Source organism: Paenibacillus odorifer (genome assembly GCF_000758725.1).
GTDB lineage: Bacteria > Bacillota > Bacilli > Paenibacillales > Paenibacillaceae > Paenibacillus_AQ > Paenibacillus_AQ odorifer.
The window spans coordinates 3340986-3353644 of record NZ_CP009428.1; the positions used below are offsets into that span (position 1 = coordinate 3340986).

Annotated in this window: 12 protein-coding genes; 10 read left to right on the plus strand and 2 right to left on the minus strand. The window is 37.3% G+C overall.

Features of this window, described 5'->3' with window-relative positions:
- Positions 1-41 precede the first annotated feature (41 nt).
- The 9 genes from PODO_RS14520 (at position 42) to PODO_RS14560 (ending at position 10981) form a co-directional block, all read left to right on the plus strand.
- Complete coding sequence (locus PODO_RS14520) at positions 42-932, plus strand: hypothetical protein (protein WP_038571010.1); 891 nt, start codon at positions 42-44, stop codon at positions 930-932.
- Between the two features lie 221 nt (positions 933-1153).
- Positions 1154-3076, plus strand: coding sequence for a BglG family transcription antiterminator (locus PODO_RS14525; protein ID WP_038571012.1), 1923 nt, complete (start codon positions 1154-1156; stop codon positions 3074-3076).
- 143 nt (positions 3077-3219) lie between these two features.
- Entirely contained in the window at positions 3220-3537 is a 318-nt protein-coding gene (locus PODO_RS14530; protein ID WP_036677859.1) for a PTS sugar transporter subunit IIB, read from the plus strand.
- A gap of 23 nt (positions 3538-3560) precedes the next feature.
- A complete protein-coding gene (locus PODO_RS14535; protein WP_052097037.1) occupies positions 3561-3884 on the plus strand; it encodes a PTS sugar transporter subunit IIA in 324 nt (107 codons plus the stop codon).
- A gap of 59 nt (positions 3885-3943) precedes the next feature.
- Complete coding sequence (celB, locus tag PODO_RS14540) at positions 3944-5242, plus strand: PTS cellobiose transporter subunit IIC (RefSeq protein ID WP_038571015.1); 1299 nt, start codon at positions 3944-3946, stop codon at positions 5240-5242.
- Positions 5243-5284: 42 nt separating this feature from the next.
- The gene (locus PODO_RS14545) at positions 5285-6757 is read left to right on the plus strand and encodes a glycoside hydrolase family 1 protein (RefSeq protein ID WP_038571018.1); all 1473 of its coding nucleotides are present in this window, start codon (positions 5285-5287) and stop codon (positions 6755-6757) included.
- Between the two features lie 217 nt (positions 6758-6974).
- On the plus strand, positions 6975-7295 hold the full coding sequence (locus PODO_RS14550; RefSeq protein ID WP_038571021.1) for an ArsR/SmtB family transcription factor: 321 nt from the start codon (positions 6975-6977) through the stop codon (positions 7293-7295).
- 2 nt (positions 7296-7297) lie between these two features.
- Positions 7298-7714 (plus strand): SRPBCC family protein, encoded by a 417-nt coding sequence (locus PODO_RS14555; RefSeq protein WP_036677852.1) that lies wholly within the window; start codon positions 7298-7300, stop codon positions 7712-7714.
- A 102-nt stretch (positions 7715-7816) separates the two neighbouring features.
- Positions 7817-10981, plus strand: coding sequence for an ATP-binding cassette domain-containing protein (locus PODO_RS14560; RefSeq protein WP_038571023.1), 3165 nt, complete (start codon positions 7817-7819; stop codon positions 10979-10981).
- A gap of 68 nt (positions 10982-11049) precedes the next feature.
- On the opposite strand, the gene PODO_RS14565 is transcribed toward PODO_RS14560, so the two are convergent.
- Positions 11050-11445 (minus strand): cupin domain-containing protein, encoded by a 396-nt coding sequence (locus PODO_RS14565; RefSeq protein WP_036677849.1) that lies wholly within the window; start codon positions 11443-11445, stop codon positions 11050-11052.
- Positions 11446-11679: 234 nt separating this feature from the next.
- On the opposite strand from PODO_RS14565, the gene PODO_RS14570 reads away from it, so the two are divergent.
- On the plus strand, positions 11680-12072 hold the full coding sequence (locus PODO_RS14570; protein ID WP_036677848.1) for a MerR family transcriptional regulator: 393 nt from the start codon (positions 11680-11682) through the stop codon (positions 12070-12072).
- Positions 12073-12163: 91 nt separating this feature from the next.
- Here the strand turns inward: PODO_RS14570 and PODO_RS14575 are convergent, their stop codons facing one another.
- Positions 12164-12565, minus strand: a complete 402-nt coding sequence (locus PODO_RS14575; protein ID WP_036677847.1) for a MerR family transcriptional regulator — start codon at positions 12563-12565, stop codon at positions 12164-12166.
- Positions 12566-12659 lie beyond the last annotated feature (94 nt).

A 12659-nucleotide genomic window follows, 5' to 3' on the forward strand; every position in this document is an offset into this window, starting at 1 on the left:
TAAGGTAGAGGCTAACACTTAATAAGAGGTGAAAAGTTGTCATGATTAAGAAACACTGTTTGTTCTGTGATGAGATTGTTTCCATTGAACCAGAAGGCGATAACGATAGATATATAGGCTGTTCTTGTTCACCAGGCGGGTTTTATAGTCTACGTAGAGACAGCTACGAACCCATTAATTCACTCCCGCATCAAAAGAAACGCGATATGCTGCATGTAGTATCGGCTTACATACGTGAGCTGACTGATTGTGATGAAAAGATCACTATATCTGCTGATGATTTAGAGTCCATTGTAAATTCACCCAAAATACCTGTGAGCATTGAAGATAAAGGAAACCGTCTACTGCAATATTTATATAGACATTCTGAAGGCCCGGGGGAAGCGGTTGTCATTCAACCCCTCTCTAGCAGCTATAACTTGACGTATTCTCCCAATCTGCAAGAGCTGGTATATATCATAGACAAGTTGATAAGTGATCAGCTTCTGATCAGGGAAGGCATGACCTTTAAGCTTACTGAAACCGGCTGGAATGAAGCTGCGGAAAGCGCTGGAGGTAAGAAACTAAAACCTTGCCTCGTGCTCGTGTCGGATGAAGAGAATTTGTCTACAACATGGCTGGAGAAGTTATTGCCCAAAATAGAGCAGTGTGGTTTTCTTCCGCGCTTATTAACACATACGAAAACTCAGAGTGGTGAAAAATACGAGTTGGAACAAATCGCAGATAGCAAACTGATTATCGCAGATTTAACGGGACAATCCCCAGAGGTGTATTTCTCAGCGGGATATGCACTTGGTTTAAACATACCCGTATTATGGACCGTAAACAGTATTGAGGCGGATAAACTTTTTGTACAGCTTAAGGATATTCGTCCTATTGTGTGGGATTCAGCAGAAGAACTAGCAATTATACTACAGCAGAAGTTGAGTTAACCCGCAAAATCATTGCCTATGACTCGATAAGCTGGCTGAAATTCAAACAGGTGTCTTCTTAAATGAGGACGCCTGTTTCGTTTGGTACTGTAAGAACACTATCAAATTTTCTTAGGAAGTGATATTGTAACCGATATAAAAAAATGAGCAAATGTATGTAAATGTATGCTTCAGTTAATATTAGCTCATATTCATACTCTGGATAAGAAAGAGGGATAGAATTGTTTTCAAAACGGCAAAAAGAAATACTTTTATATTTAATTAATTCTAATCAACCTGTCACAGCTGCATGGATTTCTAAAGAACTGAATGTTAGCGATCGAACGATCCGTAATGATTTAAAGGAACTACAAAATATATCTTCCGTATTAGGCCTGAAAATAGAATTGATTCGTGGGAAAGGCTTCGTTATAAGAATCATCGATAAAGATACATTCTCTCAAAAATTACATGAGTTAACTAATGATAAAATCAGTCATTCTACATTTGATTTTTCAGAACAAGATAATAGGGTTTTTTATTTGTTGAGCCGTTTTTTATTAGAAAATAACTATATCAAGTTGGTCACTATTGAAGATGAGATGTTTGTATCTAAATCAACAATCCAAAACGATCTAAAAGAAGTGCGTAAGATACTGGAAAAATACAACCTGAATTTAGTTAATCGGCCTCATTATGGCCTGTTTATAGAGGGCGATGAATTTAAGAAACGAATATGTTTGTCCAATTTTTTATACAAAAGAGAAGAAAACTCCGATCCGACCCTCGATAACTTTACTTTGTTTGACAAAGAGGTATACACGAAAATTAAAGAAATTATCATTGGCAAAGTAAATAAATACAAAATTGAGATTTCAGATATTTCCTTGGAAAACCTCGCTATTCACTTAATAATAGCTTGTAAACGTATCGAAGAGGGATTTTTAATCGAAGAACCGTCGGTAAATCTTATGGAAGAGTACCCGTTTGAAAAAATTGTTGCCCATGAAATTGTTAAAGACATAGAAGAGTTCACAGATTTGCTCTTTTCTGATTCAGAGATTAATTATATTATCATCCATTTAGTTGGAACAAAGTTGCTGCCGAAAGAAAATTTAACGGAATACAGTAAGTTCGATGAAGTGGACTCCATTGTCAGCTGTATTTTGAAAAGTTTACAAACTGAGTTGAATTGGGATTTTGGCCATGACCATGAATTTATTCAAGCCCTGACCCTTCACATTAGGCCTGCGATGAATAGGTTAAGATACAACATGAATTTTAGAAATCCTCTGTTGAATGATATTAAGACGAGTTTTCCAGCCGCATTCGAAGGAGCACTTATTGCGAGTAAATGTATTAACTACTATTTGGATTTAGAAGTTGGAGAACATGAAGTTGCTTACATTGCTTTGCACATTGGGGTTGCTTTAGAAAGAATGAAAAATAAAAACAAAAAAATAAAACGAGTTATTCTTGTATGTGCGTCCGGTGTTGGAAGTGCCAAATTACTTTATTACCGATTGATCAATTCATTTGAGAATCTATTGCAGATTGTAGACACAATTAGTTTTTACAAATTAGCAGAAACGGACCTATCCTCGATTGATTTTATTATCAGTACAGTTCCGATCAATGAAGATATATGTATTCCCGTCTATGTTGTAAATACCTTTTTAGAAGCTAAAGACCTCAAAAGAATCAAGGACGTCTTATTGTCTTCAGAACAGGTGGCAGAAACTCATTCTTACCTTGACGCATCTAGAGTATTCGTGAAAAAAGAATTTACCACAAAGGAAAGTGTGATTCATTTTTTAAGCAATGAGCTAACAAAACAAGGGCTTGTACCAGAGCATTATGAATCCTTAGTAGTTGAAAGGGAGTCCTATGCACCCACTAGTTTTGGAAATCTTGTCGCTGTTCCACATCCTTCACTTCCAGTTACCTCGGAAACCTTTTGGACAATCTGTACGTTAAAACGTCCTATTCGTTGGAATGATAAGCAAATGGTGCAATTAATTTGTTTATTAAACATTAAAGAAGGAAACAATGTCGACCTAGATAAAATGTATAAAAAGCTAGGATCATTGATAGAGGATAAAGAGATTGTTGTGCAGATCCTTGCCAAGGACTCTGTGGAAGAAATTATACAATTACTAAACTAGAGTGAGTGAGAAATTAGGTATGGCCTTACTGTTTGCAATGTAACCGTTTCCTGTTGATTTGGAAAAAGGTTAGCTTAAAAAGAAAGCGATTTAAGTTTACACTAAAGGTGTTCAATAAATGATAATTTTAGGGGGAAGTCAATATGAATACAATTATGTTGGTGTGTTCAGCAGGAATGAGTACAAGCCTTTTAGTAACAAAAATGCAGAAGGTTGTTGAAGAAAAAGGGTTGGATGTCGATGTTTTTGCTAAATCAGCATCTGAAATTGATATTACTTTGCAAGAGAAAAAGGTTGATGTCTTATTGTTAGGACCTCAGGTGAAATATATGAAAAAGCAATTAGAAACAAGATTAGCAGATAAAAACATTCCTATAGAAGCTATTGATATGTTGAATTACGGAATGATGAACGGTGAAAAAGTACTTGAACAAGCATTGCAATTAATTGAAAGTAAATAGAGATAAGAGAGGAGCAGAGAGTAATGGTAGATGAAGTGAAAGAGGAATACTATACTGTGGCTTTTAACATTATCAGTAATGTAGGCGCAGCTAAAAGCTTAGTAATGGAGGCGCTTTTCGCAGCCAAAGAGGGAGAATTTAAAGAGGCACAAGAAAAATTAGAAGAATCAAAGCAATTTTTTAGAGAAGGTCATAAAATGCATAAATCATTAATCAAAAGAGAAGCAAATGGCGAACAGCTTCAATTCTCACTGATCCTTATGCATGCTGAAGACCAACTAATGAGTGTTGAGACCATTTCTTTACTTGTTACGGAAATAATTGAACTTTATAAGCTTTCAAAATAGGATCAAAAAGAAGTGGCATCGCAATAAGAAAATACTTCTTCGGGAGCGTGCAAGAAACTATGGATAAAATAACGAAATTTTTAGAAGATAAGGTAATGCCAGTTGCAGGTAAAATCTCTGGTCAGCGGCATTTACAAGCGCTTCGCGATGCAATGGTTTTAACTATCCCGTTTATTATTATCGGTTCCATTTTTTTAATCTTAGCAAACCTGCCAATTCCAGCCTATTTAGATTTCTTGGTCGCCCATCCAAATATCAAAACAGCCTTACTATATCCGTACAATGGTACATTTAACCTTGTCGCATTAGTTGCAACATTTGCCGTTGGTTATAGACTAGCAGAGAGCTATAAAGTGGATCCGCTTTCCTCAGGGGCTGTGGCATTATGTTCATATTTTGTAGTCACTCCATCAACATCTTTCACAGTAGATGATGTTGTCACAAAAGCAATGAACGTGAACTATTTTTCGAGTCAAGGATTATTTGTAGGATTGTTAACCGCAATCTTCGCAACAGAAATATATCGCAGAATCGTACAAAAAAATATAGTTATTAAAATGCCGGATGGTGTGCCGCCAACAGTTGCTAAATCCTTTACAGCGATTATTCCTGGTTTCTTTGTTATCGTGAGTGTCTGGGGAGTTCGCCTACTCGTTGAGAACTTCACTGGTTTTGATAACGTGCATACCATTGTTGCCAAACTTCTTCAACAACCATTAACTACTGTTGGTACAAGCTTAGCGGGAACAATTGTTGTGTTTTTGTTAATCAACTTATTATGGGCAATAGGATTACATGGTTCCACCATTGTAGGTTCTGTCATGTTGCCTATCTGGTTGCAATTGACCTCAGAAAATGCTGCAGCTTACGCAGCGGGTTCACCCGTCCATAATATTGTTACAGCAGAATTCAGATATCTTATCTTTATCGGGGGTTCTGGTGCAACTCTAGGACTAACGATTGCAATGTTATTCTTTGCGAAGAGCAAACAGCTGAAACAAATGGGTCGACTGACGATTGGACCAGGACTATTTAATATCAATGAACCGTTAATTTTCGGGATGCCCATCGTATTAAACCCAATGATGTTAATCCCATTTCTTATAACACCGATTGTTACTGTTTTGATAACCTATCTCTCCATGGATTTTGGATTAGTAGCGTTGCCAATAGGTGTACTGCCTCCGGGAACAATGCCATTAATTATCGGCGGATATTTGATGACAGGTAGTATCTCGGGAATGATCTTACAAATTGTACTGTTTGCAGTAGCGTTTATTATTTACTATCCGTTCTTTAGAATAATGGATAATCAAAAATATAAAGAAGAACAAGATGCCCTTATCCAACAGGTTTAATCCGTAGTATATGTTTTATTTAACAACAAGGAGGGTTTACACATGTTTGAATTGAAAACGACATTTCCAGAAAACTTTTTATGGGGGGGAGCAGCAGCTGCTAATCAACTAGAAGGAGCAAGTGATGTTGGCGGTAAAGGGCTTTCTCTAGCAGATGTATATATTTTTGACGAAAACACCCCTAAAAAAAACTGGTCTGACCAGTGGCACCTCATGACTCATAAGCAAATAGAAGAAGCACAAGATCCCGCAAGTGAAAAGTATTATCCCAAAAGACATGGGGTGGATTTTTATCACCACTATAAAGAAGATATTGCTTTATTAGCCGAAATGGGTTTTAAAGCCTTCCGCATGTCCATTGCTTGGACTCGTATTTTTCCAAATGGGGATGAATTAATCCCTAATGAAGAAGGTCTTGCATTTTATGATCGTGTGTTTGATGAATTGAACAAATATGGAATTGAGCCTATTGTTACTTTATCCCATTATGAAATGCCACTTCATCTAACAACTAAGTATGGAGGTTGGGTGAACCGGAAAGTTATAGATTTTTTTGTTCGCTATGCAACCACTGTAGCTGAAAGATACAAACATAAAGTGAAATATTGGATGACTTTTAATGAAATTAACTGTGTAGTACACCACCAATATGTAAGTCTAGGAGTTATCGAAGAAAATCACCCGAATATTGAACAAGCAATGTTTCAAGGAGCACATCATCAATTTGTAGCAAGTGCACTTGCAACCAAAGCGTGTAAAGAAAGTAATCCTCAAGCAATGGTTGGATGTATGGTTAGTTATCAACTTCTTGTTCCTTATAGCTGCGATCCTGACGACGTTCAAGCCACAGTTGATAAACAACGTACCTCTTTATTCTTTACTGATGTACAAGCGAGAGGTTACTATCCGGCTTATACCGCTCGAATGTTTGCAGAAAAAAATATAGTTCTGAAAACAGAGCCTGAGGATGAACAAATCATGAAAGACTATCCAGTGGATTATGTATCCTTTAGCTACTATATGTCTGGTGCAGTCAGTGCACATCCAGAAAAGATAGAAGGCGCAGAAGGGAATTTGCTTACAGGCGGAGTGAAAAATCCTTATTTACCATCCAGTGATTGGGGTTGGCAGATTGATCCTAAGGGTTTACGAACTGCAATAAACCAATTGTATGACCTTTATCAAAAGCCGGTACTTGTTGCAGAGAATGGCCTAGGTGCTTTAGACGTATTACAAGAAGGCGATGTTATAGAGGATGATTATCGAATTGATTATTTAAAAGAACATATTAAGCAAATAAAAGAAGCCATTGCAGATGGTGTAGATGTAATGGGCTACACAAGCTGGGGTTGCATAGATATGGTGAGTGCAGGAACAAATCAAATGTCCAAGCGTTATGGCTACATTTATGTGGACCAAGATGATATGGGCAGAGGTACAAAACGTCGTATAAAGAAAAAATCATTTTATTGGTATAAAAATGTTATCGCTACTAATGGAGAACAATTAGATTAATTATTAAATCGTAAAACGAAATGATTCATCTGGAGGCATTATCAGGAGCAGTCGTAAGCGGGACTTGCTTTTGGTAATGCTTTTTTTCACTGGATTGTTGACATGTGACCATTTGGTGTCTTATAATCAATCAGACACCAAATGGTGTCCTATTAGGTAATATTGATGGATACTCGGTGACATTACAGGAAATATTACGGAAAAGGTGGGGGTGGTTGTGAGCGACAATAGTCAAGTGAGGGATGTTTATGACGCTGTTGCGGATCCAACAAGACGAAAACTTCTTCAAATTCTGGCTGATGTTGATGAATTACCTCTGTATGAGATAACGATTCATTTTGAAATGGGTCGTACAGCCGTTTCGAAGCATTTAAATATACTTAAAGATGCTGGTCTCGTAATTGCTCGAAAGGTTGGCAGAGAGACGAGGTATCGGTTGAATGCCAATCCTTTGAAAGAAATTCAAGATTGGGTATCTTTTTATGAAGGATTCTGGAAGCAAAGAATTGATAAATTAAAACTTATATTGGAGGAATAACTATGAAACCAGATGTATCATTAGATTTTCAATTTACAAGTTCGATCGAGAAGGTATGGAATGCTTTAACGGATTCGGATACGCTTGCGAAATGGATCTGGAGTAATGATTTTAAACCCGTCGTTGGTCATAAATTTCAATTCCGTGCTGAGCCAAATGAATGGTGGGATGGAATTGTAGATAGCGAAGTACTCGTCGTGGATGAGCCTCATACGTTATCTTATACTTGGAATAGTGCGGGAGAAAGTACTACTGTTACTTGGACTGTGAGTCAAGATTCAGAGGGGAAGGTTAATCTCCATCTAGATCAATCAGGATTTAGTGAAGAGACGAAAGCCCGCCAAGGAGCCATCGAAGGTGCTAAATATGCTTGGACAAATATGGGTGGTCAGCTCGAAAAGGTATTAGCAGAATTGTAATTCAAGAATAGGGCGCTTTTCTGGAACAGGGAAAGTGCCCTTTTTAATGGAATAAATCATGGCAATACTAGATGAAGAGAATGGAGATGAGATGAGCTTACTATGAAAATAAATCAATTAATTGCGAACAATATTAACAGATTAGAAACGGTACTGCCAGTGGATGAGTCGTTAGGAATTGCTGGTTTGTCTGGATCTGGTAAAACAACTTTTTGTCAAACGATTGGGGAAGAATCAAAAAAACGTCTCGTTTCCTTATTGCCAAAAGCTGAATACCAGTATTTATTCCCCAATATTATGGAGACTAATTTCAGTGCGATCAAAATGGAAGCAATGCCCCTTGTTCTTTTTCTTGGTAGGTCATCCATATCTTCAAATCCTCGGTCAACCATTGGCACACATACAGGTGTGTTTACTGAAATTCGTGTCACTCTTGCTGAAAAATATAATCTCTCTCCAGAGGTTTTTTCATTTAATAATGAATTAGGTTGGTGTCCTGATTGTAAGGGGCGTGGAACTACAAAAAATATCGAGTGTAAAAAGTGTCAAGGAAAACGCTACAATCAAGCAGCTGAACAATATAAAATTGAATTATCGGATCAAGCACAGAGTATTTCCGATCTAAACGACTTTAGCATCGAAACCATTTTTAAACTAGCAGAAAAGCTTAAGATAAGTGAGGGTAAACAACAAATCCTGAAAAATATAATCAATATGAATATTGGTTATTTAACATTAAATCGTATTATGGGTACATTGTCAGGCGGAGAATTAACACGACTTTACTTGGCAGAATTTATGGCAACAAGTGAAAATACCGTGATTATCATTGATGAAATCTCCGTGGGTCTCGATCACCAAACCCTATTGAAGATTTTAGCGGAGATTAAACAATTGGGATATAAAAATCAAATTTGGCTCATTGACCATTCTGACACGGTGCTGGACACAGCGGATAAACACTTGTTCTTTGGACCTGGCAGTGGCAAATATGGCGGGAAAATTGTTGAGGAATCACCACGTCCTGAGCCCATCAATAAAGAACTAAATCAGGCAGCACCTGCAGAATATTATCAATTTCATGATCTTTATTGTCGTAATATTCAAATGGCCGAGATTCAGATTCCCCAAAATAGGCTGGTAACTTTTACAGGTGAGTCCGGATGTGGTAAATCTACGCTGGTTAATGAATGTATGGTCAAAGATTTTCTAAAGCGTTATTCCAAAGATAAGCTGGTGATCGTAGGGCAAGATCGAAATCAGTCGATTACCAGTCGCTCGACCGTTGCCACTTTTCTTGATATTAAAAGGAAACTGACAAAATACAGTGAGGATATTGATGATATTTTTGAGCGCTCGATTGAAGATATTATTGTTGAACTGCCAAATGAGGACATTGCTCATAAAAGACTAAGCTTATTGATCAAGCTTGGACTTGGTTATTTGACGTTGGAGCGAAAAACACAGTCCTTATCCACGGGTGAATTTCAATGTGTCCATTTAGTTTCTGAGCTGTTTGCGGGCTCAAGAAATCCACATACACTTTTTATTTTTGACGAGCCTTCCAAAGGTTTATCACAAAATATTTTAAATCAATTCATTGACAGCATTAGGGACATTTTGCAGGATGAATCTGTCTCCATAATCATGATTGAACATAATTCTTATATGTTAGATAACTCTGATTTTATCGTTGATTTTGGCAAAAGACAGCTTGCACCTGTGGAGCATCTTGATGTTCTCAGTCATGATGATTATTATCGTCAACAAAACAGTGCAGATAGCGTGGCGCCTGCGCACATTTCTTCAACACTCCAGCAACAAAATGGAATTGCCTATTTAAAAGAAGATCAGATCGCCTATTTTAAAAATGCAGAGAACATCTATAAAGGTGGCATATTAAAAAGCTTATCCTCCATGGCCCGCCTGATTTATGGTGAATATGAATCGGATACGATTGCACCTGTCATCGCCATTGATCTGGAACGACACTTGTATAGTCAGTTTACTTTCCTTTATGAAATGGGTGGCTTGATCAACCATATTGTGGCAGCGCATCCCACTAATAAGGATACAAAAAGCTTTGATTTCTATCAATCAGACAATCATTGTCCAAGCTGTAAGGGCCGCCGTGTGATTGAAGAATTTGATTTTGATATTGTACTTCAGGACAAGAACGTCCCCTTTTGGGACGGCTCATTACATCCAGATGCGATGGAGATTCTGAAATTCTATCAATTACCAAAAATAAAATTCATCTTTGATGAGTTAAAGAATGAGCTCGGACAAGATATTAGCAAAAGTTATAATGAGATGACAGAAGCTGAAAAACACACCTTTTTATACGGGTATTGGGAAAAGTCCTTCTATGATAAAGCAGCTAAAGCCTCGAGAACTTGGGAAGGCTTTAATACCATTATCGGGAACTATATGGTCATTTCGAAATCAATTATTAAAGAGCATATTAAAGCGTCCAAAAAAATGATTACTTGTCCAATCTGTCAAGGAACGGTGTTAAATCATCATAAAAAGCTTAAATTCGGCGACACTGATATTCGCGAGATTATTGGGATGCCCCTTGATCAAGTCATTAGCACCGTTGGTGAATTACAGGTACTAGAAAAAATGAAAGCCATCGTGGGCGGAGATATGGTTTTGACAGAAGAGGTCTCTCTATTACCCAGGGAATCACAAGTCGCACTAAAAATGCTTGAACTAGAGTTAGGAAGTTTTGCGCAATATGAAATGGTGTTACAAAATGCCTTGCCATTCTGGGACAGCATTAGCAGCAGTATCGAATCCATCAGCAGGAAAAACCGGATTACGATCTGTGATTTTGCCAATATCCACGAAACAAGAGAAAATATCATAGATAAGTATTTCACTAATGGAAAATATAAAAAGCTGACTTATGTCTATGAAGCGTTTGGTTACAAAAAAATCGTCACCTTAATTAATAAGATTAAAGCAAGCCATCCATGTCCATTCTGTAAAGGGAAAAAAGTTATTTCGGAAGATGGACTTCATGATGGCGTATATAAATTAACGATTCCTTGTGTAAGTTGTTATGCGAGTGGCATCAATGATGAAGGGCGTAAGGAAGTCGTTGAAGGTATAGATGTGCAAACTTGGCTAACGGGTAAAATAAGTGACGTTGTTTCTAAAAGCTTAAACATTGAGGCTGTAGCTGATATTCCAATTTTCAATCGTATTCGTGAGTTGAATAAACAAGAGATGATGGCAGTTTACCAATTTCTTGAGCAATAGAGTTTAGTTTTCTCAAAAAGACGATATAGAAAAGTAACGCATCGAGTCCATAGACCCGATGCGTTTTTTTACAATTGATTATAAAGCTTACCATCAACAGGTTCTAACCATTCTGTTTCTCCGGGTGAAATGGCTAAGTGAACAAACCAGCTGTCTTTTGTAGCACCATGCCAATGTTTTACGTTCGCTGGAATATTCACAACATCCCCGGTTTGGAGGAATTGAGCTGGTTTGCCTTCTTCTTGATACCAACCCTCACCACCGGTAACTAATAATACTTGTCCGATTTTATGGGAGTGCCAGTTATTGCGAGCTCCCGGGGCAAAGGTTACGTTCCCAATAGGCGCATTCAAAGGTGTCGCGTCAGTATAAATCATCTGCAAGTATGCATCACCTATAAAATTAGCTTCAACCTTTTGTCCGAGTGGAAAGATAGTACTGTTGCTTAGTTGCTCATTAGCCATAATAAAAAACCTCTTTCGTTTAATTTTTATAAATTTCTTTGGCAATATTAAATGCCGCCCAAGCTTTAGGCCACCCTACATAAAACGAAATTAACTGCTTCAAAATGAAGTATAGACCTTAAAGTACACTTTAAGGCAAGCCATAAAAATGGATTCATACTCCGACATTTGGTTTTTTATTAGTTTAAGTATATCCTTTGGATAGAAACAAAATTAGAAATGGAGGTGGGGATCATGCCTTATTCCATTGGAGAATTTGCAGAAATCGTCGGTGTTAACAAGAGCACGCTCAGATATTACGAAATGGAAGGATTACTTACTCCACATCGAAGTGACAATAATTTACGCGAATATACAGATCAGGATATAGGTTGGGTTCAATTTTTACTTCATTTAAAAGATTCAGGAATGACGATGGCAGAATTGAAGCAATATACCGAGTGGCGGGCTATGGGGGACGAGACAATTCCTGAACGGAAAAATTTACTTGAACAGCGTAAGCAACAAGTGGAACAAGAAATTAAGGCATTGCAACAAAACTTAGATATACTGAACCGTAAAATTGTATTTTATAATGATCAACTAACGGGGAATAAATACGAATTCGTCCTTTATCACAATGAATAGATATCACATCAAGAAGAAAAGTAGATTCCTAACAAGTTAAGAGGCAGATGAACAACCTTTGATAATCAAAAGTTGTTCATCTGCCTCTTGTTCATGATTTTGTCCATTTAGCTGGATTCGTGTCATCCGGGATTACCTGATTGATAATATCTAGATAATGATTGGCTTTGTCTTCCATATATTTGACTTTAAGTTTGGCCTCTTCCAACTGAGCTGCAGCAGCGGCTTTATACTCCATTATGATTTGATAACGATCGTGGATGGTAGAATCGCCTAGTAAACACAAGTCTACATAGCTTTTAATGTCTTCTACTGACATCCCACATTGTTTGAGATATTTTACACCTGTTAGCCAATTAATGGAGTCATCATCAAAAAGACGAATGTTATTTTTGTCCCGTTGTATCGTTGGAACTAAACCCTTATCCGTATAATAACGGATGGTATGTTCAGTCAAACCCAGTAGTTTGGCAACTTCCTTCACAGTATACATTGTAATTCCTCCTTGAAAATGGATGCGAAAAGAACTCAGCATCGCTTGACTTCGTGTTACTCGAACCTGTTAGGCTAATTATTGTAATCTTAAT

What these genes read in the sequence shown, in the direction of transcription:
- PODO_RS14520 (WP_038571010.1), top strand. Translation starts at nt 42, where the DNA reads ATGATTAAGAAACACTGTTTGTTCTGTGATGAGATTGTTTCCATTGAA.
- PODO_RS14530 (WP_036677859.1), top strand. Translation starts at nt 3,220, where the DNA reads ATGAATACAATTATGTTGGTGTGTTCAGCAGGAATGAGTACAAGCCTT.
- PODO_RS14535 (WP_052097037.1), top strand. Translation starts at nt 3,561, where the DNA reads ATGGTAGATGAAGTGAAAGAGGAATACTATACTGTGGCTTTTAACATT.
- celB (WP_038571015.1), top strand. Translation starts at nt 3,944, where the DNA reads ATGGATAAAATAACGAAATTTTTAGAAGATAAGGTAATGCCAGTTGCA.
- PODO_RS14545 (WP_038571018.1), top strand. Translation starts at nt 5,285, where the DNA reads ATGTTTGAATTGAAAACGACATTTCCAGAAAACTTTTTATGGGGGGGA.
- PODO_RS14555 (WP_036677852.1), top strand. Translation starts at nt 7,298, where the DNA reads ATGAAACCAGATGTATCATTAGATTTTCAATTTACAAGTTCGATCGAG.
- PODO_RS14560 (WP_038571023.1), top strand. Translation starts at nt 7,817, where the DNA reads ATGAAAATAAATCAATTAATTGCGAACAATATTAACAGATTAGAAACG.
- PODO_RS14565 (WP_036677849.1), bottom strand. Translation starts at nt 11,445, where the DNA reads ATGGCTAATGAGCAACTAAGCAACAGTACTATCTTTCCACTCGGACAA.
- PODO_RS14570 (WP_036677848.1), top strand. Translation starts at nt 11,680, where the DNA reads ATGCCTTATTCCATTGGAGAATTTGCAGAAATCGTCGGTGTTAACAAG.
- PODO_RS14575 (WP_036677847.1), bottom strand. Translation starts at nt 12,565, where the DNA reads ATGTATACTGTGAAGGAAGTTGCCAAACTACTGGGTTTGACTGAACAT.